A 26436-nucleotide genomic window follows, 5' to 3' on the forward strand; every position below is an offset into this window, starting at 1 on the left:
CCGGTCCTACTGCTGACCGGCGAGCCTGTCGGTGGCGGCGTAGCGCAGCAGCGCCCCCACCCCGTCCTTGGGCGTGATCCGGCCTTCGGCTCGGACCAGCGCCGCGCCGACGGCGATCGCGGCGAACGGCAACGCCTCGTCGGCCCGTGCCACCCGCCGCACCGCCTCGCCCAGATCGGACAGCGTGTCGGCGTCGGGAGCGACGGTGGTGAGCGCCTCGCCGGTGACGACGGTGGCCTCGCCCACCTCGCCGACGATCAAGGTGTCGACGTCGCCGTCGCGCAACGCCGCGCACACCGCAGTGAGCCCCTCGGCGGCGAGCCCCGACCCGCGTCCCGTCTCAGCCTCGAATCGTTCGGCGACGCCGGCCATTTCGATACTGCGCCGCCGGGCGAACTCCGCGGAGGTCAGCTCGCGAACCTTTTCCTCGTCGATCCCGCTCTTGCGGGCCCCGGCATGGAGCTTGGACACCCGTTTGGCAACCCGCCTCGGCAGCTGGGCGTCGAGATCGGCGAGCGAACTCACCTCGCCGCACAGGAACACCACCTCCGGGTCGGCCTCGTCCACCAGCCGCGTCAGCGCGTCCGCGATCTCGCGGCAGTTCATCCGGATCGCCTCCTCGGTGCTGTGCTGGAGGTCGCCGTAGCCGTTCCAGCCCGCGCTCACCGGCTTGTGCACAGGGAATCCGCCGCCCTCGATGTTGGTGGCGCTGACGCTGCCCCCCTGGTAAAGGGTGATGTCCGCGCCGGTGTGGTCGACCGCGGCGAACACGTATGTCGGTCGTTGCATCTCGAGTTCGACCAGCGGCACCACATAGGGGTACTCCGACACGCGAACCTCCGTGGCCGGTGGCGGTGTGGTCAGGTGCTCGTTGACCAGCACCTGGTTGGTGGTGGCGATCACGGCACGGCCGCGCCGGCCGACTGCCGGCCGAAAGTGCAACACGGCCTCCTCGAGCTTGGCGATGACGCCGTCGCCCGCGTCCTGGGCCTCGAGCGCCTTGCGGATGTCCTCCCACGTCGTTTCGAGGTGCTCGACGGCTTCCGCGGTGTCGCGCGAGTCGTCGAAAAACACCGAGACGAACGGGCCTTGCGCGTTGACCAGCCACCTGAGGCGTTGTGATTGCATGCCATCCCTCTTTCGCTATGTACGTGCTGTGCGCCAACCGTAAAAGGACGGCCGGGACGGCACGAGAGTCGTTAGCCACCGGCCGGGGGCCTTAGGTCCCAATGGTCGTCACTGCGCGTAGAGGGCCGACAGGCGATCGGCGAACTTCTCGATGACGACCTTGCGCCGAAGCTTCATGCTCGGGGTTAGATCGCCAGACTCGATGGTGAACTCGCGGTCGGCGATGACGAACTTTTTGATCTGCTCCCAGCGATTGAGCTCGAGGTTCAACGCGTCGACGTAGCCGGCGATCAGCTCCTCGGTTCTCTCATCGGCGGCGATCTCCGCGAAGGACTTGCCCGCCAGGCCGGACTTGCCGGCCCAGTCGGTGATCGCCTCGGTGTCGAGGCTGATCAGCGCCACGCAGTACGGCTTGCCCTCGCCGTAGACCACCACCTCGCTGACGTACGGGCACAAGCCCTTGAACTTTGCGTCGATCGCCGACGGTGCCACGTACTTGCCCTGCGAGGTCTTGAACATGTCCTTCTTGCGGTCGGTGATCCGCAGGTACCCGTCGTCATCGATCTCTCCGATGTCGCCGGTGTGGAACCACCCCTGTTCGTCGAGCGCCTCGGCGGTGGCGTCGGGCAGGTCGTGGTACGCGCTCATCACACCCGGTCCCCTGAGCAGGATTTCGCCGTCGTCGGCGATTCTGGCCTCGGTGGCCGGGAAGGGGTGGCCGACCGTCCCGAATCGATAGGCGTTGGGGCGGTTGATGAACGACGCGGCGGCGGTCTCGGTCAGCCCGTAACCCTCGAGCACCGCAATGCCCACCGCGTCGAACCACTGCGCCACGTCGCGGTCGAGCGCGGCGGCCGCGGAGACGAAGAACCGCAGCCGGCCGCCGAACCGTTCCCGGATGGTCGACAACACCAGCCGGTCGGCCACCTTGTAGGCCACCATCGAGGCCAGCGACGGCTTCCGGCCGGCTTGGCGCGCGTCCGACACCTTCCGGCCGACGCCGACCGCCCAATCGAGCATCATCTTGGTGAGCCGGCCCTGTTCGGCGGCCATCTCCTGGACCCGGGCATGCGCCTTCTCGAAGATGCGCGGCGCGGCCCCCATGATCGTGGGGTGCAGGGTCGCGAGGTTGTCGATGATCCGCTCGACGCGACCGTCGATGGCCGTGGGAAAGCCGATCTGCAGCGGCAGCGCCAGCATCACCTTGCCGAACGCGTGTGCCAGGGGCAGCCACAGGAAGTTCAGGTCGTCGGGGCCGAGGATGCCCAGCGAGTCGATGGCCGCTGCGGTATACGTCCACGAGCGGTGGCTCAGCCGGACCCCCTTGGGTCGCCCGGTGGTGCCGGACGTGTAGATGAGGCTGGCGAGCTGGTCGGGTCCGATGGCGGCGACCCGCTCGTCGACGGCGCCGGGGGAGTCGGCGAGCAGTTGCTTGCCCATCTGCTCGAGGTCAGCCAGGGTGATCGTCCACTCGCCGTCCCCGTTGCCGTCGATCAGCACGACCTTGCGCACCTCGGGCAGCTCGCCGCGGTGCTCGAGCAGCTTGTCGAGCTGCGCCTGATTCTCGGCGACCACCACCCGGCTGCCCGAATTGGCGACGATGTAGGCGACGTCGGTGGCGTGGGTCGTCGGGTACACGGTGGTGGTGGCTGCGCCCGCGCACATGATGGCGAAGTCGACCAGCACCCATTCGTAGCGCGTCGCGGACGCGAGCGCGACCCGGTCCTCCGGGGCGATGCCCAGCGCGATCAGCCCTGCGGCGAGGTTGCGGACGCGCTCGCCGACCTGCTGCCAGGTCACGCTCTCCCAGGTGTGGTCCTGCGGGTAGCGGAAGGCTTCGGCGTGCGGGGTGGCGGCCACCCGGTCGAGGAACAGGCGGGCGACCGACGGTGCGCGGTTGTCGATCTTGCTGAGGTCGGGTCGCTCCGTTGCGGTCAGTGCTGCATTCATGGTGGTAATCCGTTGGTGCCGAATCGGATACCGGCGGCCGCCGGTATCCCTTCGATGCTGGCGCGGTCCGGCGGGCCGACAAAAGAGACGAAAGTCACGCGGCGACCGGCAAACGTCACCGGTGCCCGCATTCAGGGTCCTTTGTCACCACACCTGACCACCAACTTCCCGGGCGTCGGGCGACGCGGGTCGCGTACCGTACAGCCGGTGAGGTCGGATCACGGGGATGCCGCGACGTGAGTCCCGCCAGCGTCGAGGACCTGGCGGCACTGTCGGTGTTCGCCGGCATCGCCGGGCCGGACCTCATCGCACTGGCGGCCGGCCTTCAGCCGCTGCATGCGGTCGCCGGTGACGTGCTGATGCGACAGGGTGAAGACGCCGAATCGTTCGCGATCATCGCGTCGGGCCGGGTCGAGGTCACGCATACCGGCTCGGACGGCAATGTGGTGGTGATCGAGCTGTCGCCCGGGACGGTCATCGGCGAGATTGCCCTGCTGCGACGCGCGCCGAGGACGGCCACGGTGGTCGCCAAGGACGACATCCACGGCTACCTCGGCGACAACGCCGCCTTCGAGTGCATGCTGGCCATGCCGGCCGTCGCCGAACGGCTGGTCCGCACGGCGCGACAACGGATGGCCGCGTACGTCATCCCGATCCCGGTCGCGACGAAGGACGGTGCCGAGCTCCTGCTGCGTCCGGTCCTGCCCGGTGACGCCGAGCGATTCACCGACGCGGGGTCGTTTTCGCGCGAGACGCTGTACCGGCGCTACCAGGGAGGCGCCCCATCCGAGGCGCGGCTGATCTACCTGTTCGAGGTCGACTACGTCGACCACTTCGTGTGGGTGGTGGTCGACGGCTCGCACGGCGCCGACGGGCCGGTGGTCGCCGACGCGCGCTTCATCCGGGACCAGGACGACCCGGCCTCGGCGGAGGTGGCGCTCACGGTGGCCGACGCCTATCAGGGCCGGGGAATCGGGACGCTGCTGCTCGGGGCGCTGGCGATCGCGGCGCGAGTGGACGGCGTCAAGCGGTTCCACGCCCGGGTGCTCGCCGACAATCCGCCCGCCCGTGCGCTGGGTGACAAGGTGAAAGCCCGTTGGGAACACGAGGAACCCGGCGTGGTCACCACCATCGGAGAGATCCCGGAGTTCGACGAGCTTCAGCTCGGCCCGGGGCTGCGCCGCCGGATCGAGCAGGTGGCCCACCAGGTGATCCACGCGTTCGACTGAGACTTGGGAATCCGGTAGGGACCAATGCCCCGGACGCCGGTGGCTTTGCGCCCTTACCCGGCCGCGGTCCGGCACGGAGTATCGAACCCATGAAGTCGCTCATCGTCTGCGTTTCCAAGTCACACGGCAACACGCGCCGCGTGGCCGATCGGATGGCCGAGGTGCTGGGCGCCGAGGTCGTCGAACCCGAGTCCGTCGATCCCGCGCAGCTGCGCGAGTACGACCTCGTCGGCTTCGGCTCCGGCATCTACTACATGGCATTCGACGCGCGGATTCGGAAGCTGATCGGCCGCCTGCCCGACGTGGACGGCGTGCGCGCGTTCACGTTCTTCACCAGCGGCGCCCGCCAGATGCCGCTGATGGACTACACCAAGCCGATACGAGTCCCGCTCGCCGCCAAGGGTTTCGAGGTTCTCGATTCGTTCTCCTGCCGTGGATTCGACACGGTGGGGCTGTTCGGCTTCATCGGCGGGATCAACCGCGGACGGCCCGGAGACCACGACCTGGACCGGGCCGCGGCGTTCGCGGAGCGCCTGCGCAACCGGGTGGCGCCCCCGGCGACCGCTTCCTGACGTCCCGACTTCAGCACCGATGCCCAGCCAGGGGTGCACGCCCACGCTTTTGGCGCTGGGCGCTGGCGCGTGGCCTCGTCGCCGAAGTGCACCCGCACGGCACGTCGCCCGCGGTGACGCTGGACAGCACGTTTGACGACCCGTCGCGATGGCTGTGGGAAATTCACGCCCACCGGGCGACCATGTCGGCCGGCCCGAACTTGGCCTACGAGCTGTGCCTGTCGAAGATCCGCGACGACGAGATCGAGGGGCTCGACCTCAGTTCTTCGCGCCTCGCCTACAACGGCGCCGACCCGGCCTGTTACTCGCCGTGCTTGCTCGTCGCGTGCGCGGCGCTGCGCACGACGCCGCGGAAGAACTCGATCCGCGCGGCGACCAACTCGTCGGCCAGGTCCAGGGCGGCGTCCACGACGGTCTTGCGCCGCGACTGCTCGGGCAGCACGGGGCTGATCTGGTCGACGAACTTGCGGACCGCCTCGATGGCCTGCTTGCGGCCGCCCTCAACCGATTCGAGCACATCGTCGGTCAATTCGGCCCAGCGCGGCTCGGATTTCTCCGGTGTTGCAGTCATGGTGATACTCCTCATGCGAGTTGGCTATTGCGTGCCGGCGAACACCGACGCCCCGACGTTACGACCGGCGGCGGCGCCCGCACGAGTGGCTAAAGTCCTTGGTCTGCTGGTCAAGGACTTTCGCGGTGCGCACCGGGACGTAAGTCCCTAACAGCCCGAGTTTGGGGGCTGCTAGTTTGCAACGATGGCAGTACCCAGCGGTCCGGGCCCCGTCGGCCTGGGCGATGTCGTCAAACCCTTCACGCACACCGGGCAGTACGTGGCCCAGTCGTGGCGGGACTACCTCGACCACCAGGAGCCGGGCAGCCTGCCGATCGCCCGGCCCACCCTCGCCCTGGCGGCGCAGGCTTTCCGCGACGAGATCGTCCTGATGGGGCTGAAGGCGCGCCGGCCGGTCAGCCGGCCCGCCAAGTTCGAGCGCATCACCCGCGAGGTGACGGCCGGGCTCCAGTTCTACGGCGAGCGCGGTTGGCTGGACAACCCCAAGCGATTCTTCGGCGCACCACCACCCCTCACGGACGTCACCGTGCGAAAGGTCAAGGGCGGAAGAAACTCCCATCATCGACTGTTCTTCGCCAGCGAATACCTGCCCCGCCCGGGGGAGCCGGGCGCCGACCGGTGGATGGGGTACACCGCCAACAACCGCGAGTATGCCCTGCTCTTGCGCCACCCGGAGCCGCGGCCCTGGCTGGTGTGCATACACGGGACCGAAATGGGCCGTGCGGCATTGGACCTGGCCCTGTTCCGGGCGCGGCGGCTGCACGAAGATCTGGGGCTGAACGTCGTCATGCCGGTCCTCCCGATGCACGGGCCCCGCAGCCGCGGCCTGCCCAAGAGCGCCATCTTTCCGGGCGAGGACATCCTCGACGACGTGCACGCCACCGCTCAGGCGGTCTGGGACATCCGGCGGCTGTTGTCCTGGATACGGCGACAGGAACCGGAGTCGCAGATAGGGTTGAACGGTCTGTCGCTGGGCGGCTATATCGCCGCGTTGGTGGCCAGCCTCGAAACCGGGCTCACCTGCGCGATTCTCGGCGTCCCGGTCGCCGACCTGGTCGCGCTGCTCGGCCGGCATTCCGGGCTGCGCCCCGACGATCCCCGCCGCCGCACCATGGAATTGGCCGAACCGATCGGTCGGATGACGTCGCCGTTGTCGCTTCCCCCGCTCGTGCCGATGCGGGGCCGGTTCATCTACGCCGGCGTCGCCGACCAGGTGGTGCATCCCCGCGAGCAGGTGGTCCGGCTGTGGGAGCACTGGGGCAAGCCCGAAATCGTCTGGTACCCGGGCGGTCACACCGGGTTTTTCCGGGCCCGGCCGGTGCAGCGGTTCGTCGAGGCCGCGCTGGCGCAGTCGGGCCTCCTCGAGGGGGAGGGGGCGTCGGCGCGGCGCGAACGTCCCGCCTAGTCGGCGAAAACGACATGAAGCCCCTGGATCCGCTGGACGTCGCGATGATGACGGCGGAGCTCGTCTCAAACCCGATGCATGTCGGGGCCGTCCTGATCTTGGCACCGCCGCGCGGAGCGGGTAAGCGCTACGCCGACAAGCTCTATCGCGAGGCGCTCGCCGGCGACGACGCGATCGATGCCCGGCTGCGCCGGTACCCACACCGCGGGGTGGATACCGGCGGCCTCTGGGTCTGGCGGGAGTTGGACAGCCTGGACATGAGCCGACATTGTCAGCGCCGCACCGTTTCCCCGGGCGGCTTCTGGCGGTTGATCGGCGAACTGGACGCCCAGCCCCTGGATCGGTCGCGTCCGATGTGGATGTCGTATCTGATCGACGGCCTCGACGGCGGGCGGTTCGCTTTCTACATCAAGGTGCACCATACGGTCGTCGACGGCGTGGCCGGTTTCCAGATGATCACCGACGCGTTGAGCGTCGACCCGAAACGCCGCTCCATGCCGCCGTTCTACGCCGAGTGCCGCGGGGAACCCGCGGCATCCGTCGCCCCCCCGTCCCGGCTCGCGCCACTGCGGTCGCTGATCGGAGCCGCCACGTCGAGCGTGGGGCTGGTCGGGCGGTTGGTCACCGGCGAGATCTCGACCGTGCTCGACTCGCTGGTCGGACACACCACCGTGCTGCCGTTCGGCGCGCCCTACACGCGGTTGAACGGTCGGCTCGGACCCGAGCGGGTGGTGGCCGCGGGCAGCTGGGCGAAGAAGCGCTTCCACGCTGTGCAGGAGGCCGCCGACGTGACCGCTAACGACGTGGTGACCGCGACCGTGGGCGGTGTGCTGCGCCGCTGGCTGCGCGACCGCGGGGAACTGCCCAACCGTTCCCTGGTCGCCGCCTGCCCGATCACCGTGCGTGATCGCGACCACCCGGATCACCAGCCCGGCAACAAGTTCGGCCTGTGGCTGTGCCCGCTAGGCACCGACCTCGACGACCCCGCCGCGCGATTGGACCTGATACACCGGTCGATGTCGGAGGGTAAACACTGGCTGGGCAAGCGCGGATCGTCGGCTTCGCTGCTGACCGCCGCCGGAAGCATCGCCGCCACGGTGGTCCTGCCACTGCTGCCGTTCTCGCAGCAGATCCGCACCGGATTCAACCTGCCGATCTCCCACGTAGCCGGCCCCTCGACCGAAAGATATTGGAACGGCTCGCATGTCGAGGAGATGTATCCGGTGTCGACCGTCTTCGACGGCCTGGCGCTCAACGTGACGACGTGCTCCTACGCCGACCGGGTCGGGTTCGGGTACGCGGCCGGAGCCGACGCGGTGCCCGACATCGACGGCCTGATACGGCTGACCGAGGAGTGCCTCACCGAACTCGAGTGCGCCGTCGGCGTGTGATCCCGGTCAGTTCGCCACGCGGGCGGGTCGGCGGGTCGGCTTGGCGGCGGACGGCTTGCGGGCCAGCGCGCGGCTGAGCAGACGGGCCACCCCGAGTTCGATGCCGCTCGCGAACTCGTCGACGTCGGGCGTGGAGTCGTAGTCGGCGGTGATGCCGAAGACCAGGTCGTCGACGTAACTCAGCATGCTGATGACGGTGCGCATCTGCATAGCGATCGGCGGCACCGGCAGCAGCTCCTCGACCGGGCGGCCCAGCACCTGCAGCCGCTGACGGGGGCCGGGGACGTTCGTCGCGAGGGTGACCACGCTGCGTTGCGGCAGCCGGGTCAACAGCCGGACCGTCCACGCGCTGAAGGGGAATGGCAGATAGTTCGTCGCGGCGACGAACGCGTTTGCGGCCTGCCGCTCCCCGCTGTTCTTCACCTTGTCCAGCCGCGTGTGGACGAGCCTGAGCCGCCTGACCGGGTCGTGCTCGGCGACCGGCAACGACGACAGCATGGCCGAGACGCGATTGTCGGTGCGGTCCATGGCGTTCGGCGCGCGCACCGACACGGGAATCATGGTCCGCAGCGAGCTGCGTCGCGGCTTCTCCCCGCGGCGCAGCAGCATGGTGCGGTAGCTGTCGGTGATCGCGGCAAGCGCCACGTCGTTGAGGGTCACGTCGAACGCCCGGCAGATCGATTCCACCTCCTTCATGGACACCCGCGCCGCGCTGTAGCGGCGCATGTTCGTCACCGGGCCGCGCAGCGAGGTCCCCGTGGCCGGGGTCAGCAAGCCGGTAGCGAATTGCACTGCGCCCCTTGCGGTGTACACCGCCGTTGCGGTGGTGTACACCGACGCGCGCCACAGTCCGCCGGCCCAGGTCAGCGGGTTACGGCTGAGGCCCGCCTGCAAGACGATCGACGATGGCGGCTCCTGGGCGGCTCGGATGTCGCCGACGAAGGAGTCACCCGGGCCGGCGTCCGTGAGACTCGCCAGTATCCGCACGGCGGCGATGCCGTCGGCGATGCAGTGATGGATCTTGATCAGCACCGCCCAGCGCCCCTCGGGCAGGCCCTCGACGACCCAGCATTCCCACAACGGGTGGTCGCGGTCGAGCCGGCGTTCCATCAGATCCGCGACGATCCGGAACAGTCCCGCGTCGTCGCCGGGCGGGGGCACGGCGGCCCAGCGCACGTGATGGGCGATATCGAAATTGCCGTCGTCAACCCATTGCGGCGCCGCCAGTTCCAGGGTGTGCTTGTGCACTCGCTGGGTGAATCGGCGCTCGCCGCGGATCCGCTCGGACAAGGTCGCCAACAACCGCACCCGTTCGGGCATCGGCCCGTCGACGACGGCCAGGGTACCGATCGCCAGGCTCACGTGGCGGTCGGCGTCCTCGGCCTCCAGGAAGCTGGCCTCGAGGGTGGTTAGCTGTTCCATCGCCGCTCTCCGATCATCGATCGGCATCACTATCCGCCGCGCGGCGCGGCAGTCGGTAGTGCCGTTAGTCCCGAAGCGGTGGGGCCGGGTTACTCAGAGCGCTGAGCTCAGCGCCGCGCCGGCTGCGATGCGCGGCCGACGTGGACCATGATGCGATCGAGCACGACCTCGGACAGGTCGCCGTCGTCGGCGACACGGGCCAGGCCGCTGCGCCGCAGGAACGTGTCGAGGCGCCGATCCGGCGACCAGTCGGCATAGCTGGAGTCGACGTACCGTGACCGCAGAAAATCCGAAGCCAGAGAATCTACGTCAGAGTCGGTCAACAACAACGGTGGGTTAGCACCCATCAGCCGTCATACTCCTTGAGTTCAGCCGCAATCGCCTCAGCCAAAGTACGTCAGACGAGGCCATAATTCCGTCACGTGCGGATTGCGGATAGGGCCCAAAGTCATCAAGGCGGAAGAGCCGATACCAGGATCATCGACGACCATCGACCCTGGCGCATGGGCGTTGCCCGGCCGAGACTGGCGCCATGGCCAACACGACGAGACGGGTCGCCGAAACCGCCGCGCTGCTCGCGGTTCTCTACGGCGCCCGACGGTATTACCGCAACTGGGGCACCACCAAGGCGGAGAGCACGATGGCGCTGCCCGGTGATGCCTTGGTGGCCGACCCGGCGATCCAGACGACCGAGGCGGTGTACGTCGACGCACCGGTATCCGCAGTCTGGCCCTGGCTTGTGCAGCTCGGTCATGGCGACGCCGATCGGATCCACCCTGAATGGCAGCGCCTCGCAGTCGGCGACGAGGTGTGCCTGGCGCTCGGGGGGCTGCCGGGCCTCCCGGAAGGGGTCAGGCTGCGGGTCGCCGAGATCGTGCCCGAGAAGTCCCTGGTACTCACGGCCGGCCGGCCGGGACAGCGGTGGAATGCTGTGTGGTCCTTCCATATTCAGCCACACTGGGAGGACCGGGTTCGGCTGCTCACCCGCGCGAGAATCGCCCTGCGTCACCCGGGGGAAGTGTTCGCCATGGAACTCGTCAGGCCCGGCATCGCGCTGGGCACGCGGTGGTTGCTGCTCGATGTCAAGCACCGGGCGGAGCGGTGGCTCGCTCAGCCTCCCGATCGGCCTCAGCCGGTCGCCGAGACCGGCTGAGCAGACGATCAAGGGCCCGGGCGATTAGTCGCCCGGGCCCTTGAAGGTCTGGCTACTTGGAGGCCACCTCGACGTGCTTCTCCGGCGCCGACGGCCCCGAAACACCCACGGAGACAGTCAAGATCCCCTTGTCATAGGTCGCCTTGATGTCGTCCTCGTCGGACCCGGGCGGCAGGGTCAGCGTGCGCACGAACGAGCCGTACGAGAACTCCGAGCGGCCGTCGAATTCCTTCTTCTCGCTGCGCTCGGCCTTGATGGTCAGCTGGTTGTTGCGGACGGTGATGTCGACGTCCTTTGCCGGATCGATACCCGGAATCTCGGCGCGCACCTCGTAGTGCCCGTCCACCACCTCGTCCTCCAACCGCATGAGGCGGGTGTCGAACAACGGGCGCAGCCCGGCGAACGACGGGAATCCGGCGAAGAACTCCGAGAACTCGGGCAGCAGCGCGTGCGACTTCGGTGTTGCGGGAAGGGTTGTCATCGATTTCTCCTCATGTGCGATTTCTCCTCATGTGTATGTCCCACGGTCACGCTATTCATCCGACCACCGGGCGGGCGGCCGCGGTAGGGACCGAAGTCCTCATGTGGGTTTCGATCTGCTGAACTCTGGCCAACGGCGGGCATACTCGTGACCATGGTCGGATCCGCACACGCTTCCCGGTGGCCGGCAAGCGTCCGGCGCCGTGACGGCCGCGTCGTACCGTTTGACGCGGCGCGTATCGAGGCTGCGATCGCGCGGGCCGCCCGGGAGGCCAGCCGAGGCGACCGTCGACGACGTCCGCGCCATCTACCTGGCCGCGTGGAAGGCTAAAGTCAAGGGCATCACGGTATATCGCTACGGCAGCCGGCACGGTCAGGTCTTCAGCTACCTCGGCGCCGAGCAACCGCTGCCCGCGGCTGACGTCGCGTTCAGCGGTGGTTGCATCGGCCGTGACTGCGGGTTCTGAGGGGCCGCCGGCGACCCGCCGCCAGTATTGGCGATGCGGGCCGATTGGCCACCGGCGCAAGGTCCAACGGCCCTAGTTTCCACCGCGTCGCCGCCCTACTTTCGAGAATGGTGGGCTGGCTGATTCACCTTCCAAAGCCCGTGTCCGCCTTGAACGTTGGAGGTATGAGGTGCGCGATACGATCCCGCTGGGGCGGATCGCCGGATTCCCGGTGAGCGTCCACTGGAGCGTCCTGGTCATCCTGTGGTTGTTCACGTGGAGCCTGGCGAGCACGTTGCCCGGCGTGGTCAAGGGGTATTCGGCCGGGGCGTACTGGCTGGCCGGGGTGTGCGGCGCGCTGGTCCTGCTGGCGTCCCTGCTCGCCCACGAGTTGGCCCACGCCGTCGTCGCCCGGCGCTCGGGTGTGGCCGTCGGGGACGTGACGCTGTGGCTGTTCGGCGGTGTGACCACCCTCGGCGGCGAGGCGAAGACGCCGCGGGCGGCCTTCCGGATCGCGATCGCCGGCCCGGCCACCAGCCTCATCCTCGCCGCGACGTTCGGCGGGCTGGTCGCGGCGCTGCACGCCGTGGGTGCCGCCCCGATAGTCGTCGGCGTCGCCTCGTGGCTGGGGGCGATCAACCTGCTGCTGGGCCTGTTCAACCTGTTGCCCGGCGCCCCGCTGGACGGCGGAAGGGTGCTGCGGGCCTACCTGTGGCGCCGCCACGGCGACCCCGTTCGCGCCAGCATCGGCGCCGCGCACGCCGGCCGGGTGCTCGCGTTCATCCTGATCGCGCTGGGATTGGCCGAATTCGTGGCCGGCGGGCTCGTCGGCGGGGTCTGGCTGGCGTTCATCGGCTGGTTCATCTTCGCCGCCAGCCGCGATGAAGAGACCCGGGTCACCACGCAGCAGCTCTTCAGCGGGGTTCGCGTCGCCGACGCGATGACCGCCCGCCCGCACACCGCGCCCGCGTGGATCACCGTCGAGGACTTCATCCACCGTTACGTGCTCGGTGACCGGCACTCGGCCTACCCGGTCACCGGGCCGGACGGGTCGGTCGTCGGGCTGGTCACGCTGACTCAGCTGCGCGGCGTCGCGCCGGCCCACCGGGCCACCACGCAGGTGGTCGACATCGCCCTGCCCCTCGACGCCGTGCCCACCTCGGCGCCGCACGAGCCCCTGACCGCACTGCTCGGCCGGATGTCGCCGGCCGGTCCGCACAGCCGCGCCCTGGTCTTCGAGGACGGGCAGCTGGCGGGCATCGTCACGCCCACGGACCTCGCCCGGCTGATCGACGTCTACCGGCTCGCCCGCCCCCGGCCGGGCCATCCGGTGGGCGAGACCGCGCACGCCGGCACGTTCGAGGCCCGACGATGAAACCCGTCATCGTCGGCATCGACGGATCGCAGGCGGCCGTCTCGGCCGCCCTCTGGGCCGTCGACGAGGCCATCAGCCGGGGGGTGCCGCTGCGGCTGGTCTCGGTGATCAAGCCGACCCATCCGTCCAGTGAGGACTACGCGCGCGACCTCGAGCACGCCGAGATGTGGCTGCGCGGAGCGCGATTCGCGGTCGAGGCACGCCGCAAACCGGTCACCATCGAAACCGACATCCCGCGGGGCCCCGCCGCCCCGGTGCTGGTCGAGGCGTCCCGCGACGCCGAGATGGTCTGCGTCGGATCCGTCGGGATCGAGCGCTACGCCCGGTCGATCTTGGGGTCCACGGCAACCGAACTGGCGGAGCGGGCGCATTGCCCGGTCGCGGTTCTGCGCACCGAGCAGGACCAGCCGGCGCCCGACGTCAACTGGATCGTGGTCCGGATGACCGACGAGCCCGGCAACGACACCGTCGTCAAGTGCGCCGCGTGGGAGGCGAAGCTGCGCCGTGCGCCCATGCTGGTTCTCGGCGGCCGGCCGGAGGAGCTCGGCGCGCACGCCGACGGCCGGTTCGAGCGCCGGGTCGCGGAGTGGCGGCAGCGCCACCCCGAGGTGCGCGTCTACCCGATCACCACCAAAGCCGCGATCGTCGACTTCCTGAGCGCCAACGAGGAGCGAGTGCAGCTCGCGGTTATCGGCGCCGCCGAGGCCGGTGATCTCATCCGGCTCGTCGGGCCCACCGGGCATCCGCTGTTCCATCATTCCGAGTGCTCGGTGCTCGTCGTCCGCTAGTCCAACAGGTGACGTTTGGCACTTTATGGGCTCGTCGCGGCCCGGCAATGATCGTCGGGTGCAAAATCGTACGTCGCGGATATGGGCTTCGCTCGGGTTGCTCGCCGAGCGTGACAAATCCTTCCTGTCGCCGCGTCACGCATGTCTGGCCTGCGTCGAGGCGCTCGGCGTCAGCGGCGCTGCCCTGATGGTGACCCGGGACAGCGCTTCCCTGGAGCCGGCGTACGTGAGCGACGCGCGCGTCAGCGAGGTGGAGCGGCTGCAAGCGACGTTGGGTGAGGGACCCGGAAGCGACGCGCTCGGGTCGGGCCGGCCGATGCTCGTCGGGGACCTCGCGGCCCCGATGAGCCTTCAGCGCTGGCCGGAGTTCGCCGCCGAAGCGGCCCGGCTCGGGGTGTGTGGCATGTACAGCCTTCCGCTGGCGCTCGGCGCCCTCCAGGTGGGCGTGCTCGACCTCTTCAACGACATCCCCGGGCATCTGGGCCAAACCGAGCTGCGGGACGCGTTGATCTACGCCGACACGGCGTTGCTGCTCCTGCTCGACGCCCGCAGCGGCGTCGCCTCTTCGCTGGACGCCGAGCACGCCAATGAGTTCGGACCGGTGCTGTGGCACGCCCAGGTACACCAGGCGGCGGGAATGATCGCGTCGGACCTGGACACTTCGGCTTTCGACGCGTTGGTGCGGCTGCGTGCGCACGCGTTAGACCATGGCAACCGGCTGACCGACGTCGCCCGTGCGGTCATCGAGGGACGGCTGCGATTCGCACCGGACTGCACCGCCTAGGGGTGGCCCGTCCCCGACGTCAGGCAGGCGACTGACGTGCCACGATCACCGGCACCGTAGCCATCTGCGCCACCGTCTCGCCGACGGAGCCCACCAGCATTCCCGCGAATCCGCCGCGGCCGCGGCTGCCGACCACCACGAGCTGGGCCTCCCGGGACTGCTCGACGATCCGCCGCGCGGGCTGGGCCTGAACCACGGTGCGGCGCACTTGCACGTCGGGGTACTGTTCCTGCCACCCGGCCAGCCGCTCGGCCAGCACCTCTTCGGCCATCGATTGCGTTGCGGGCCAGTCGATGTCGGGGCACTCCGACTCGAGATCGCTCCAGGCGTGCACGGCGATGAGGCCGACCCGGCGGCGCGAGGCCTCGTCGAAGGCGATGGCCGTCGCCGACTCCGAGGCCGGCGACCCGTCAACACCCACCAGGACCGGCGCATGGCTGATCCCCGGCGTCGCGTCCTGATCGTGGATGATTGCGACCGGGCAGTGCGCGTGCCGCAGCAGCCCCGAGCTCACCGAGCCGAGCAGCCGGCCCGGCCAGCGCCCGCTGCCCAGGGCGCCGGTGACCACCAGTTCCGCGTCTTTGGACAAGTCGATCAACGTCGACACTGCCGAAGCCGCAAGGATTTCGGTGTGCACGGCGGCCGGGCCGCCGTGCTGCGACGCCTCGTCGACCAGCCGCAGCGCGGCGTCGACCAGTCGGCGCCCGTGATCCTGCTGCCAGCGCAGCACGCCGGCGGGCACCGGCGTCTTCAGCCACGTCAAGACCTCGGGCGATACCGCATGTACGAGAGTCAAAGGGGTTTTGCGCATTTCGGCTTCGAGCGCCGCCCACTGCACCGCTACTCGGGCGGCTGGGGAGTCGTCGATGCCGACGACGATTCCGAGAGTTGCGTTTGACATGGCACGACCGTATCGGCGCGGGCGAACGTCCCGTCAGAGCCATTTGTCATCGGCAGGACGGGCAGGAGTCCCCAACGCTGGCCGCCTTTCTCCAACTTTCCCTGTGTAAAGTCGGAGGTCCAGCTTTCCGGCCAGGCTGAAGGAGCGTGAGGTCCTGTTGAAATCCGCGTCGACGGGGGAACCTGCGAGCCGCCGCCGGGAGGTGCTGCGGGTAGTGCGCGCGTCGACCCACCCGCTGAGCATCATCGCGATCGCCGAGATGCTGGACGTGCATCCCAATACCGTCCGCTTCCACCTCGAGAACTTGTTGGCCGATGGCCAGGTGGAGCGGGTGGAGCTCGTCCGGAAGGGGCCGGGCCGTCCGCCGCTGATGTTCCGCGCGGTTCGGCAGATGGACCGCGGCGGGATGCGGCACTACCGGCTGCTGGCCGAGATCCTCACGGCCGCCTTCGCCGCCGAACGCAACCCCCGCGCCAAGGCGCTGGCCGCGGGGCGGGCCTGGGGCCGCAGGCCGGATGCCGGATTGGAGCCCCCGCCCGGGGGTGCCGCGGGCGTCGACGAAACCATCGATCACCTGGTCGCCGAGCTCGACGATCTCGGCTTCGCCCCCGAGCGCCGGGAGACCAACGGGGAACACCAAATCGGGCTGCGGCACTGCCCTTTTCTGGAGCTGGCCGAGAATCGCGCCAGCGTGGTGTGCCCGGTGCACCTGGGACTCATGCAGGGCGCCATGGAGAGCTGGGAAGCGCCCGTCACCGTCGACCGACTGGAACCGTTCGCCGAGCCGGACCTGTGCCTGGCGCACTTGACTCTCCGAGCGGCCAGGTGAGCACTGGACCGGCGATCGCGGTCGCCGTCGCGTTCGTGTGGCTCGGGATGGTCCTTGCCATTTCCTTCCTCGAGGCCCCGCTGAAGTTCCGCGCGCCCAATGTGACGTTGCAGATCGGGCTCGGCATCGGGCGCCTGGTCTTCGGCGCGCTCAACACGGTGGAGGCCTGCTTCGCCGTCCTCGTCGTGGTGGTTGCCCTCACCGCTCATGAGCCGGTGCGCGTGGACATCGCGTTCGCCATTGCCGTTGCGGCCCTGGGCATTCAACTGATCGCCGTGCGGCCCCGCCTGACGCGGCGCTCCGACGAGGTGCTCGCCGGGTCGGAGGGACCCCGCTCGCGGGCCCACTACGCCTACATCGCCCTGGAGCTGGTCAAGGTGGTGGCGTTGCTGGTGGCGGGAATACTGCTGTTGACCGGCTGATCGAAGGAGTGAGGCGATGGAATCCATCTCGTTGACCGGCTTGGCCTCCGAAAAACTGGCCGAGGCCAGGCAATCGCACAGCGGGCGCGCCGCGCACACCATCCACGGCGGTCACGCGCACGAGCTGCGGCAAACCGTGCTGGCCCTACTCGCCGGCCACGACCTCGCCGAGCACGACAGCCCGGGGGAGGCGACGCTGCAGGTTTTGCAGGGCCACGTGCGCCTGACGGCCGGTGAGGACGCCTGGGACGGCGAGACCGGCGACTACGTGGTGATCCCGGCGCAGCGGCACGCCCTGCATGCGATCGAGGACTCGGTGGTCATGCTGACCGTGCTGAAGAGCATTCCCTCGGCGGCCCACTAGCCGCGATGTTGTCGACGCCCTGGTCGGCGGGGTTCGGTCTGCGCGCGGTGGATGGGCAACGAGGATGGCCTCGATCCGCCGGCATGCGACGGGCTGGCCGCGGCGATCGCCGCCGACGACCCGCGCATCGCCCCCGTCGACGCCGGCCAGGGCGTCGGCGTGGTTGCAGACGGATCCCCGGTGGCCGCGGTAATCGCCCAGATATGTACGGGCGCTGAGGAATTGCTCGCGCGGTGGGGGCGATAGCGCCGCCGGCTCAGCCGCCGGCCGGGCTTTCGGCCTTGGTCTCGCGCCCGGTTCGCGGTCTGGCGCCCGGTTCGCGGTCTGGCGCTCGTCCGGCGTCGCGCTCGTCCGGCGTCGCGGCCGTCCGGCGTCGCGGCGCCCGGCCGTCCGGCGTCGCGGCCGTCCGGCGTCGCCGCCGGGCGCCCGGTTCGCGAGACATAATCCCTTGCGATTGTCTGCGGCGTGTCTTCGCAGTGGTTTATGTGTCGCGACGCCGGACGGGGCCAAAGCCCGAAGCCCAAAGCCCGAAGCCCAAAGCCCGGCCAGGCCCGGCGCGATCCAGCCCGCCCGCGGTCACACCCCGCGCAGGTAGCGCCGGGCGATGACCCGCTGAGCCACCGCCACCACCGGCCTCGCGGCCTTGCTCCACCAGGTGGCCGGCCGGGAGAACGCCGACACCTCGGCGAACACCGCGTCGGTGTCGGGGTTGCGGCGCACCACGAAGCGCTCTTCACCGGACTCCGGATGCCCAGGCAGCGTCCCGTAGGCGAATCCGCGGATGTCGGGCTCGTTGATGACGTACACCACCCGACAGGGCGCGGGCAGGAAGCCCATCCGCACCACCACCACCGTGTCGACGTCGGCGACCTCGGAGCTGGCCTGCACCCGAAGGCCCGCCCCCCGCTGCATGCCCCACCGCATGACAGCGTCGCCGGCCCGCTCGAAACGCTCTCTGCCCGTGCCGATCTGCTTCTCCACGCGCTGGTGACCGTATCCCGCGGGCAGCCGGCCGGCCGCCGTCGCGCCGACCTCCGAGTACGTCAGCGGAAGCTCCTCGAGTGTTTGTAGGTCCACGCGTTCAGCGTACGGTCGTAGAGGTGACCACACAGACTGTTGCCCAAGCATCCGGAACGTTCACCATCGGCGGCGACCTGACCGTCAACCGCCTCGGCTTCGGCGCCATGCGCATCACGGGGAAGGGCGTGTGGGGCCCGCCCGCCGACCGCGACGAATGCGTCCGGGTGCTGCGCCGCGCCGTCGAACTCGGGGTCAACTTCATCGACACCGCGGACTCCTACGGCCCGTACGTCTCCGAGGAGATCATCCACGAGGCCCTGCACCCGTACGACGGGCTGGTGATCGCGACGAAGGCGGGCTTTCTGCGCACCGGCCCGGACGTCTGGGTGCCGCTGGGCAACCCGAGCTACCTGCGCCAGGAATGCGAGATGAGCCTGCGCCGCCTGGGGGTGGACACCGTCGACCTGTTCCAGCTGCACCGCATCGACCCGAACTTCCCGCTGGCCGACCAGGTGGGCGAACTGCTCGCGCTGAAGAACGAGGGCAAGATCCGCCACATCGGCCTGTCCGAGATCGGCGTCGACCAGCTCACCGAGGCGCAGCGGGTCACCGAGATCGTGTCGGTGCAGAACATGTACAACCTGGCCGCCCGCGGCGCCGAGGACTTGCTGGACGCCGCGACGCGGCAGGGGATCGGTTTCATCCCGTGGTTCCCGCTGGCCGCCGGGCCGCTGGCCGCGACGGACGGCCCGCTGCAGCTCATGGCCGCCGAACACGACGCCACGCCGTCGCAGCTGGCCCTGGCGTGGCTGCTGAAGCGGTCACCGGTGATGCTTCCGATCCCGGGCACGTCCAGCGTCGCGCACCTGGAGGAGAACGTCGCGGCCGCGCAGATCACCCTGAGCGACGAGGAGTTCGAGGCCTTGTCGGCCGCCGGGGCGCAGCGCACCGTGTAGCCACCGCGCGGAAGCGCGCCCGCGGCGCAATAGGGTGTCGTGGTGCAGCAACATCCCGGCGGGGGATTCAATCCGCCCGAACCGACGACCGGCGGCGGCCCCGACTACGGCCGATTCATCGACGCGGTGCGCAGGCTGCAGGATCACGCCCGCGCTGCCGACGCCCCCGACGCGGTCATCACCGAGGCGGCCGACCTGCTGGAGAAGGTGTCGACGCTGCTGAGCCCGTACGACGCCGACGAATGGGCGTCGCCGTCGGGCCGCCGGATGGACCTGCCGATGCGGGGCAACATCCTGACCGTCCCGATGTCCGCCCGCAAGACCGATGACGGCCGGATCAAAGGCTGGGCGCGCTTCGCCCGGTTTCACCTGGGCCGCAACGGCGCCGTGCACGGCGGGTGCCTGGGCATGCTGTTCGACACCGTGCTGGGGCTGACGTCCTCGGTGCTCACCGGCGGCCCCTACCAGCGCACCGCCTACCTCAAGATCGACTACCGCCACATCGTGCCGATCGAAAAGGAACTGCAGTTCGACGCGGGCGTCGACCGGGTGGATGGGCGCAAGATCTTCGTCTCGGGCCGGCTGAGCGACGGCGACACCCTGCTGACCGAGGCCGAGGCGCTGTTCGTGCGCCTCAAGCCTGGCCAGCCCTGAGGCGGGCCCACCCCGATAGCATGGCAACGTTCGATCACCTCACCCAACCGTTGGAGACCTCCCGATGAGCGCGCCCGCACCGTCCGCCGCAGGAGCCGATGGCGGCGACCCGCAGCGCCCGGCTCAGCCGGGCTCGCGATCGCCGCACGCCCCGATCCGGGTCCCCGCCGGGACCACCGCGGCCGCCGCGGTCGGTGAGGCGGGCCTGCCGCGGCGGGGCGCGCCGGACGCCATCGTGGTGGTGCGCGACGCCGAGGGGAGATTGCGCGACCTGAGCTGGGTGCCCGACGCCGACGCGGACGTCGTCCCGGTGGCGGCCAACACCGACGAGGGCCGCAGCGTGCTCCGGCACTCGGCCGCGCACGTGCTGGCCCAGGCGGTGCAGGACCTGTTCCCGGCGGCGAAGCTGGGGATCGGGCCGCCGATCACCGACGGCTTCTACTACGACTTCGACGTGCCCGAGCCGTTCACGCCGGAGGATCTGGCTGCCCTGGAAAAGCGGATGCGCCAGATCGTCAAGGACGGCCAGCTGTTCTCCCGGCGCGTCTACGAGTCGAAAGACCAGGCGCGAGCCGAGCTGGCCGGCGAGCCCTACAAGCTCGAACTCGTCGACGACAAGTCCGGTGACCCCGAAATAATGGAGGTGGGCGGCGACGAGCTCACCGCCTACGACAACCTCGATCCCCGCACCCGCGAACGGGTTTGGGGCGACCTGTGCCGCGGCCCGCACCTCCCGACCACCAAGCACATCCCGGCGTTCAAGCTGACCAGGAGTTCGGCCGCCTACTGGCGCGGCGATCAGAAGAACGCCAGCCTGCAACGCATCTACGGCACCGCGTGGGAATCGCAGGAGGCGCTCGACCGCCACCTCGAGCTGCTCGAGGAGGCGCAGCGCCGCGACCACCGCAAGCTGGGTGCCGAGCTCGACCTGTTCAGCTTTCCCGACGAAATCGGTTCCGGCCTGGCCGTTTTCCACCCCAAGGGCGGCATCGTGCGCCGGGAGCTGGAGGAGTACTCGCGGCGCAAGCACATCGAGGCGGGCTACGAGTTCGTCAACACCCCGCACATCACCAAGGCGCAGCTGTTCCACACGTCGGGCCACCTGGACTGGTACGCCGACGGCATGTTCCCCCCGATGCACCTCGACGCCGAGTACAACGACGACGGAACCGTGCGCAAGCCCGGCCAGGACTATTACCTCAAGCCGATGAACTGCCCGATGCACACGCTGATCTTCGGCTCGCGTGGGCGGTCGTATCGCGAACTCCCGTTGCGGCTCTTCGAGTTCGGCACCGTGTACCGCTACGAGAAGTCCGGCGTGGTGCACGGCCTGACCCGGGCGCGCGGGTTCACCATGGACGACTCCCACATCTTCTGCACCCGCGAGCAGCTGCACGGTGAGCTTGCGTCGCTGCTGCGGTTCGTGCTCGAGCTGCTCGGCGACTACGGTCTGGAGGACTTCTACCTGGAGCTGTCCACCAAGGACCCGGAGAAGTTCGTTGGCACCGACGAGATGTGGGAGCAGGCCACCAACTCCTTGGCCGAGGTGGCGGCGGAATCGGGTCTCGAGCTGGTTCCGGACCCGGGGGGCGCCGCGTTCTACGGCCCGAAGATCTCGGTGCAGGCCCGCGACGCGCTGGGCCGCAGCTGGCAGATGTCGACCATCCAGGTGGACTTCAACTTTCCCGAGCGCTTTGGACTGGAATACACCGCCGCCGACGGCACCCGGCAACGGCCGGTGATGATCCACCGCGCGCTGTTCGGGTCCATCGAACGGTTCTTCGGCATCCTCACCGAGCACTACGCGGGGGCGTTCCCGGCGTGGCTGGCGCCGGTCCAGGTGGTCGGCATCCCGGTCGCCGACGAGCACGTGCCCTACCTGGAAAGTGTCGCCGCGCAGCTTAAGTCGCACGGTGTGCGGGTCGAGGTGGACGCTAGCGACGACCGGATGGCCAAGAAGATCGTCCACCACACCAACCAGCGGGTGCCGTTCATGCTGCTCGCGGGTGACCGCGATGTGCAGGCCGGGGCGGTCAGCTTCCGTTTCGGCGACCGCACCCAGATCAATGGCGTGCCCCGCGGCGGCGCGGTCGATGCCATCCTGGCCTGGATCGCCGACCGCGAAAACGCCGCTCCGACGGCCGATTTGCTGAAAGTGGTCGGCGGTGAGTGATCAAGAACGCGCCCAGCCGGGCGCTGACGACACCATCCTCGACACGGGCGTCGGCGACCGCGACCACCTGCAGCGGTTGTGGACGCCGTACCGGATGACCTACCTGGCGGAAGCGCCGATGAAGCGCGACAACGGCAAAACCGAGCAGCCGTTCACCGACATCCCGCAACTGCCCGACGAGGAAGGCCTGGTGGTGGCCCGCGGCGACCTCGTCTACGCGGTGCTCAACCTCTACCCCTACAACCCCGGGCACCTGATGGTGGTGCCCTATCGGCGGGTATCGGAGCTCGAGGACCTCAGTACGGACGAGAGCGCCGAGCTGATGGCGTTCACCCAGAAGGCGATTCGCGTCATCAAGGCCGTATCGTCGCCGCACGGCTTCAACGTCGGCCTGAACCTGGGCCACTCGGCGGGGGGCTCGCTGGCCGAGCACCTGCACGTGCACGTGGTGCCGCGCTGGGGCGGCGACGCGAACTTCATCACCATCATCGGCGGGTCCAAGGTGATCCCGCAGCTGCTGCGTGAGACGCGCCGGCTGCTGGCCACCGAGTGGGCGAACCAGTCATGAGCCGCATCCGTGACGAAGCAGCGGGGGTATCACCCGCTTGCGGGGGAGAGCGGCGCTCATGAGTAAGGTGCCGTTCCTGTCGCGGGCGGCATTCGCGCGGGTCACCACCCCCACCGCCAGGGCCTGCCTGCGCCTGGGCCTGACTCCGGACCTGGTGACCATCCTCGGCACCACCGGTTCCGTGGCGGGCGCCATCACCCTGTTTCCGCTGGGCAAACTCTTCGCGGGCGGCTGCGTCGTCTCGTTCTTCGTGCTCTTCGACATGCTCGACGGGGCGATGGCCCGCGAGCGCGGCGGCGGCACCCGCTTCGGCGCGGTCCTGGACGCGACCTGCGACCGCGTCAGCGATGGGGCGGTGTTCTCCGGGCTGCTGTGGTGGGTCGCGTTCGGGCTGCACGACAAACTCCTGGCGGTGGCGACCCTGATCTGCCTGGTCACCTCCCAGGTGATCTCCTACATCAAGGCCCGGGCCGAAGCCAGCGGCCTGCGCGGTGACGGCGGCATCATCGAACGGCCGGAGCGGCTGATCGTCGTGCTGGTCGGCGCAGGGGTGTCGGACTTTCCGTTCGTTGCCTGGCAGCCGGCGCTGCCCGTCGCGATGTGGCTGCTGGCCATGGCCAGCGTGGTCACCTGTGTGCAGCGGGTGCGCACGGTGTGGGCTTCCCCCAGCGCGACGGAGCGCATGCCGTGATCCCCGGACTGAGCGCGGTCACCGCCCCGCGGCGCCTGGTGTCCCAGACCGCGAGCGACTGGGCGTACGCGGCCGGCTGGATGGCCGTGCGGGCGATGCCGGAGTTCGCCGCGCGCACCGCGTTCGACGCCGGGGCGCGCTACGCGGCGCGCCGCGGCGGCCCCGAGCAGCTGCGCAAAAACCTGGCCCGCGTGATCGGCGTGCCGCCCGCCGAGGTTCCCGACGCGCTGATGCGCGCCTCGCTGGCCTCCTACGGCCGCTACTGGCGCGAGGCGTTCCGCCTGCCCACGATGAACCTTCGCGAGCTGGCCCGCGAACTCGACGCGTCGATCCGGGGCAGCGAAAACATCGACCGGGCGCTGGCGCAGGGCCGCGGGGCCGTTTGCGCGCTCCCGCACAGCGGCAACTGGGACATGGCCGGGGTGTGGCTGGCGCACACGCGCGGCACCTTCACCACCGTCGCCGAACGCCTCCGGCCCGAGTCGCTGTACCGGCGCTTCATCTCCTACCGCGAAAGTCTGGGCTTCGAGGTGCTGCCGCTGTCCGGCGGCGAACGACCGCCGTTCGAGGTGCTGTGCGAGCGGCTGCGGGACAATCGGGTGGTCTGCCTGATGGCCGAGCGCGACCTCACCCGCACCGGGGTCCAGGTGGACTTCTTCGGCGAGCCCACCCGGATGCCGGCCGGGCCGGCGAAGCTCGCGATCGAGACCGGGGCGGCGCTGCTCCCGTCGCACTGCTGGTTCGAAGACGGGGGCTGGGGCGTTCACATCTATCCCGAGCTGGACTGCGGCAGTGGCGACGTCCGCGCCGTCACGCAGGCGCTGGCCGACAAGTTCGCCACCAACATCGCCGCCCGCCCCGAGGACTGGCACATGCTCCAGCCGCAGTGGCTGGCCGACCTCTCCGCCGAAAGGCGGGCAAAGTTGGCCCGGCAGACGGAGCCCTGATGCGGATCGGGATGGTCTGTCCGTACTCGTTCGACGTGCCGGGCGGGGTGCAATCCCATGTCCTGCAACTGGCTGAAGTGATGCGCCGGCGGGGCCACGAGGTCAGCGTGCTGGCGCCGTCGTCGCCGCACGCCCGGCTGCCGGACTATGTCGTATCCGCTGGCCGGGCGGTCCCGATCCCCTACAACGGGTCGGTCGCGCGGCTGCGGTTCGGTCCGGCCACCCATCGCAAGGTCAAGAAGTGGCTCGCCGAAGGCCAATTCGACGTGCTGCACCTGCACGAGCCCAACGCCCCGAGCCTGTCGATGCTCGCGCTGAACATCGCCGAGGGGCCGATCGTGGCGACGTTTCACACGTCGACCACCAAGTCGCTGACGCTGACGGTGTTCCAGGGCATCCTGCGCCCGATGCACGAGAAGATCGTCGGCCGGATCGCGGTGTCGGACCTGGCCCGGCGCTGGCAGATGGAGGCGCTGGGGACCGACGCCGTCGAGATCCCCAACGGCGTGGACGTCGACGCGTTCCAGTCGGCACCGCGGCTGGACGGCTACCCGCGGCCGGGCAAGACGGTCCTGTTCCTCGGGCGCTTCGACGAGCCCCGCAAGGGGATGTCGGTGCTGCTCGACGCGCTGCCGGGTGTCGTCGAACGGTTCGGCGACGTCGAGCTGCTCATCGTCGGCCGCGGCGACGAGGACGAATTGCGCGAGCGCGCGGGCGCGTCGGTGGACCACCTGCGTTTCCTCGGGCAGATCGACGACGCCGGCAAGGCGTCGGCGATGCGCAGCGCCGACGTCTACTGCGCGCCCAACACCGGGGGTGAGAGCTTCGGCATCGTCCTGGTCGAGGCGATGGCCGCCGGCACCGCCGTGGTGGCGAGCGATCTGGACGCGTTCCGGCGGGTGCTGGACGACGGCGCGGTCGGGCGCCTCGTGCCCGTCGGGGATGGCGCCGCGCTGGCCGAGGCGCTGATCGCCGTCCTCGAGAACGACGCGCTGCGGCAGCGCTACGTCGCGGCCGGCGCGCAGGCCGTCCAGCGCTACGACTGGTCGGTGGTGGCAAGCCAGATCACGCGGGTCTACGAGACGGTCGCGGGGTCGGGCACCAAGGTCCAGGTCGCCAGCTGATGACGTGGCTGGTCGTCGCGATCGCGCTGCTGGTCGCGGCCGGGCTGGTGCTGGGCGGGTGGGCGTACCGCACCGCGAACCGGCTGGACCGGCTGCACGTCCGCTACGACCTGTCGTGGCAGGCGCTGGACGGCGCGCTGGCCCGGCGCGCGGTGGTGGCGCGCGCCGTCGCGATCGACGCCTACGGCGGCGCCCCGGCGGGCAGTCGGCTGGCGGCCCTGGCCGACGCGGCGGAGAACGCGCCCCGGCAGGCGCGGGAGTCGTGCGAGAACGAGCTCGCGGCGGGCCTGGCGCTGGTCGACCCGGCGTCGCTGCCGGCGGGGCTGATCGCCGAGCTCGCCGACGCGGAGGCCCGGGTGGTGCTGGCCCGCCGATTCCACAACGACGCCGTCCGCGACACCCTCGCGCTGCGCGAGCGATTCCTGGTGCGAACCCTCCGCCTGGGTGGAACCGCCGCGCTGCCAAGCTATTTCGAGATCGCGGAGCGGTCCCAGGCGCTGTTGCACGGCGATCACGGCGTGCCGAGCCACCGCACGTCGGCTCGGGTGGTGCTGCTCGACGAGACGGGTGCCGTGCTGCTGCTGCGCGGTTCGGACCCGGCGATCGACCATCACGACGCGCCGCGGTGGTGGTTCACGGTCGGGGGCGAGGTGCGCCACGGCGAGCGGTTGGCCGAGGCCGCCGCGCGCGAGCTGGCCGAGGAGACCGGCCTGCAGGTCTCGGCGGCCGACATGGTCGGCCCGGTGTGGCGGCGCGACGAGGTCTTCGAGTTCAACGGCACGCTCATCGACAGCGAGGAGTTCTACTTCGTCCACCGCACCCGCCGGTTCGAGCCATCCTGCCTGGACCGCACCGAGCTCGAAAGCCGCTACATCCACGGCCATCGCTGGTGTGATGCCGCCGACATCGCCCGGCTGGCCGCGGCCGGTGAGACGGTGTACCCGGTGCAGCTGTCCGAGCTGCTCACCGAGGCGGCCGCGATGGCCGTCGGCCGTGCGCCGGGCCCGCTGCAATCCATCCGATGAGGGCCGAACCGCTTCGCCGCCGCGGCGCCATACGCTGAGCCCCGCGCGGTCGTCGGTGGAAAATCGGC

At 69.8% G+C, this 26436-nt stretch carries 28 protein-coding genes and 2 pseudogenes; 22 read left to right on the plus strand and 8 right to left on the minus strand.

Going from position 1 to position 26436, the window contains the following annotated elements; genetic code table 11:
- Window positions 1–6: 6 nt before the first annotated feature.
- Complete coding sequence (locus tag G6N56_RS00115) at window positions 7–1128, minus strand: Rv2629 family ribosome hibernation factor (protein WP_085257544.1); 1122 nt, start codon at window positions 1126–1128, stop codon at window positions 7–9.
- A 108-nt stretch (window positions 1129–1236) separates the two neighbouring features.
- The gene (locus tag G6N56_RS00120; RefSeq protein ID WP_085257543.1) at window positions 1237–3078 is read right to left on the minus strand and encodes an AMP-dependent synthetase/ligase; all 1842 of its coding nucleotides are present in this window, start codon (window positions 3076–3078) and stop codon (window positions 1237–1239) included.
- A gap of 236 nt (window positions 3079–3314) precedes the next feature.
- On the opposite strand from G6N56_RS00120, the gene G6N56_RS00125 reads away from it, so the two are divergent.
- The gene (locus tag G6N56_RS00125; RefSeq protein ID WP_085257542.1) at window positions 3315–4307 is read left to right on the plus strand and encodes an acetyltransferase Pat; all 993 of its coding nucleotides are present in this window, start codon (window positions 3315–3317) and stop codon (window positions 4305–4307) included.
- A gap of 89 nt (window positions 4308–4396) precedes the next feature.
- Window positions 4397–4879, plus strand: coding sequence for a flavodoxin family protein (locus tag G6N56_RS00130; protein ID WP_085257541.1), 483 nt, complete (start codon window positions 4397–4399; stop codon window positions 4877–4879).
- Between the two features lie 301 nt (window positions 4880–5180).
- Here G6N56_RS00130 and G6N56_RS00135 read toward each other — a convergent pair whose 3' ends face one another.
- Window positions 5181–5450, minus strand: a complete 270-nt coding sequence (locus G6N56_RS00135) for a hypothetical protein (protein WP_085257701.1) — start codon at window positions 5448–5450, stop codon at window positions 5181–5183.
- Window positions 5451–5634: 184 nt separating this feature from the next.
- On the opposite strand from G6N56_RS00135, the gene G6N56_RS00140 reads away from it, so the two are divergent.
- Together G6N56_RS00140 and G6N56_RS00145 are read left to right on the plus strand one after the other, a co-directional pair.
- Window positions 5635–6855 (plus strand): alpha/beta hydrolase family protein, encoded by a 1221-nt coding sequence (locus tag G6N56_RS00140; protein WP_085257540.1) that lies wholly within the window; start codon window positions 5635–5637, stop codon window positions 6853–6855.
- Between the two features lie 14 nt (window positions 6856–6869).
- Window positions 6870–8246 (plus strand): wax ester/triacylglycerol synthase family O-acyltransferase, encoded by a 1377-nt coding sequence (locus G6N56_RS00145; RefSeq protein WP_085257539.1) that lies wholly within the window; start codon window positions 6870–6872, stop codon window positions 8244–8246.
- A gap of 6 nt (window positions 8247–8252) precedes the next feature.
- On the opposite strand, the gene G6N56_RS00150 is transcribed toward G6N56_RS00145, so the two are convergent.
- Entirely contained in the window at window positions 8253–9668 is a 1416-nt protein-coding gene (locus G6N56_RS00150; protein WP_085257538.1) for a WS/DGAT/MGAT family O-acyltransferase, read from the minus strand.
- Window positions 9669–9775: 107 nt separating this feature from the next.
- Entirely contained in the window at window positions 9776–9991 is a 216-nt protein-coding gene (locus G6N56_RS00155; RefSeq protein WP_180150535.1) for a hypothetical protein, read from the minus strand.
- Window positions 9992–10200: 209 nt separating this feature from the next.
- On the opposite strand from G6N56_RS00155, the gene G6N56_RS00160 reads away from it, so the two are divergent.
- Window positions 10201–10821, plus strand: coding sequence for an SRPBCC family protein (locus G6N56_RS00160; RefSeq protein WP_085257536.1), 621 nt, complete (start codon window positions 10201–10203; stop codon window positions 10819–10821).
- A 52-nt stretch (window positions 10822–10873) separates the two neighbouring features.
- Here G6N56_RS00160 and G6N56_RS00165 read toward each other — a convergent pair whose 3' ends face one another.
- Window positions 10874–11302, minus strand: a complete 429-nt coding sequence (locus G6N56_RS00165; RefSeq protein WP_085257535.1) for an Hsp20/alpha crystallin family protein — start codon at window positions 11300–11302, stop codon at window positions 10874–10876.
- A 153-nt stretch (window positions 11303–11455) separates the two neighbouring features.
- Here G6N56_RS00165 and G6N56_RS29685 point away from each other — a divergent pair, with 153 nt between their 5' ends.
- From G6N56_RS29685 to G6N56_RS00190, 5 genes and pseudogenes are all read left to right on the plus strand, one after another.
- Window positions 11456–11632 (plus strand): ATP cone domain-containing protein, encoded by a 177-nt coding sequence (locus G6N56_RS29685; RefSeq protein WP_085257700.1) that lies wholly within the window; start codon window positions 11456–11458, stop codon window positions 11630–11632.
- A pseudogene (locus tag G6N56_RS00175) lies at window positions 11574–11768 on the plus strand (hypothetical protein); the annotation flags it as partial. The gene G6N56_RS29685 and the pseudogene G6N56_RS00175, both read left to right, overlap by 59 nt.
- A 169-nt stretch (window positions 11769–11937) precedes the next feature.
- Window positions 11938–13122, plus strand: a complete 1185-nt coding sequence (locus G6N56_RS00180) for a site-2 protease family protein (protein ID WP_085257534.1) — start codon at window positions 11938–11940, stop codon at window positions 13120–13122.
- Complete coding sequence (locus G6N56_RS00185) at window positions 13119–13910, plus strand: universal stress protein (RefSeq protein WP_085257533.1); 792 nt, start codon at window positions 13119–13121, stop codon at window positions 13908–13910. Before G6N56_RS00180 ends, G6N56_RS00185 begins: the two co-directional genes overlap by 4 nt.
- Window positions 13911–13968: 58 nt before the next feature.
- Window positions 13969–14694, plus strand: a complete 726-nt coding sequence (locus G6N56_RS00190) for a GAF and ANTAR domain-containing protein (protein ID WP_142280766.1) — start codon at window positions 13969–13971, stop codon at window positions 14692–14694.
- 19 nt (window positions 14695–14713) lie between these two features.
- On the opposite strand, the gene G6N56_RS00195 is transcribed toward G6N56_RS00190, so the two are convergent.
- Window positions 14714–15595 (minus strand): universal stress protein, encoded by an 882-nt coding sequence (locus tag G6N56_RS00195; RefSeq protein WP_085257531.1) that lies wholly within the window; start codon window positions 15593–15595, stop codon window positions 14714–14716.
- Between the two features lie 154 nt (window positions 15596–15749).
- Here G6N56_RS00195 and G6N56_RS00200 point away from each other — a divergent pair, with 154 nt between their 5' ends.
- The 4 genes and pseudogenes from G6N56_RS00200 to G6N56_RS00215 all read left to right on the plus strand — a co-directional run.
- The gene (locus G6N56_RS00200) at window positions 15750–16424 is read left to right on the plus strand and encodes a helix-turn-helix transcriptional regulator (RefSeq protein ID WP_232069410.1); all 675 of its coding nucleotides are present in this window, start codon (window positions 15750–15752) and stop codon (window positions 16422–16424) included.
- Entirely contained in the window at window positions 16421–16846 is a 426-nt protein-coding gene (locus tag G6N56_RS00205; protein ID WP_085257529.1) for a hypothetical protein, read from the plus strand. Before G6N56_RS00200 ends, G6N56_RS00205 begins: the two co-directional genes overlap by 4 nt.
- A gap of 16 nt (window positions 16847–16862) precedes the next feature.
- Window positions 16863–17210, plus strand: coding sequence for a cupin domain-containing protein (locus G6N56_RS00210; RefSeq protein ID WP_085257528.1), 348 nt, complete (start codon window positions 16863–16865; stop codon window positions 17208–17210).
- 45 nt (window positions 17211–17255) lie between these two features.
- A pseudogene (locus tag G6N56_RS00215) lies at window positions 17256–17456 on the plus strand (nitronate monooxygenase); the annotation flags it as partial.
- A 330-nt stretch (window positions 17457–17786) separates the two neighbouring features.
- On the opposite strand, the gene G6N56_RS00220 reads toward G6N56_RS00215, so the two are convergent.
- Window positions 17787–18287, minus strand: coding sequence for a DUF1990 domain-containing protein (locus G6N56_RS00220; protein WP_085257526.1), 501 nt, complete (start codon window positions 18285–18287; stop codon window positions 17787–17789).
- A 23-nt stretch (window positions 18288–18310) separates the two neighbouring features.
- Between G6N56_RS00220 and G6N56_RS00225 the strand changes: the two genes are divergently transcribed.
- From G6N56_RS00225 to G6N56_RS00260, 8 genes are all read left to right on the plus strand, one after another.
- Window positions 18311–19186, plus strand: a complete 876-nt coding sequence (locus G6N56_RS00225; protein WP_085257525.1) for an aldo/keto reductase — start codon at window positions 18311–18313, stop codon at window positions 19184–19186.
- Window positions 19187–19228: 42 nt separating this feature from the next.
- Window positions 19229–19840 carry a PaaI family thioesterase gene (locus G6N56_RS00230; protein WP_085257699.1) on the plus strand — a complete coding sequence of 204 codons (612 nt, stop codon included), beginning with the start codon at window positions 19229–19231 and terminating at the stop codon, window positions 19838–19840.
- 64 nt (window positions 19841–19904) lie between these two features.
- Window positions 19905–22013: a threonine--tRNA ligase gene (thrS, locus tag G6N56_RS00235; protein WP_085257524.1), complete on the plus strand. Its 2109-nt coding sequence runs from the start codon at window positions 19905–19907 to the stop codon at window positions 22011–22013.
- Window positions 22006–22581 carry an ATP adenylyltransferase gene (locus G6N56_RS00240; RefSeq protein ID WP_085257523.1) on the plus strand — a complete coding sequence of 192 codons (576 nt, stop codon included), beginning with the start codon at window positions 22006–22008 and terminating at the stop codon, window positions 22579–22581. Before thrS ends, G6N56_RS00240 begins: the two co-directional genes overlap by 8 nt.
- Before the next feature lie 58 nt (window positions 22582–22639).
- Entirely contained in the window at window positions 22640–23272 is a 633-nt protein-coding gene (gene pgsA, locus G6N56_RS00245; RefSeq protein WP_085257522.1) for a phosphatidylinositol phosphate synthase, read from the plus strand.
- Window positions 23269–24219, plus strand: coding sequence for a phosphatidylinositol mannoside acyltransferase (locus G6N56_RS00250; RefSeq protein WP_232069178.1), 951 nt, complete (start codon window positions 23269–23271; stop codon window positions 24217–24219). The genes pgsA and G6N56_RS00250 overlap by 4 nt, the downstream gene beginning before the upstream one ends.
- On the plus strand, window positions 24219–25343 hold the full coding sequence (locus G6N56_RS00255; protein WP_085257521.1) for a glycosyltransferase family 4 protein: 1125 nt from the start codon (window positions 24219–24221) through the stop codon (window positions 25341–25343). Before G6N56_RS00250 ends, G6N56_RS00255 begins: the two co-directional genes overlap by 1 nt.
- The gene (locus tag G6N56_RS00260; RefSeq protein WP_085257520.1) at window positions 25343–26368 is read left to right on the plus strand and encodes an NUDIX hydrolase; all 1026 of its coding nucleotides are present in this window, start codon (window positions 25343–25345) and stop codon (window positions 26366–26368) included. The genes G6N56_RS00255 and G6N56_RS00260 overlap by 1 nt, the downstream gene beginning before the upstream one ends.
- Window positions 26369–26436 lie beyond the last annotated feature (68 nt).

The organism is Mycobacterium saskatchewanense, from assembly GCF_010729105.1.
GTDB classification, from domain to species: Bacteria; Actinomycetota; Actinomycetes; order Mycobacteriales; family Mycobacteriaceae; genus Mycobacterium; species Mycobacterium saskatchewanense.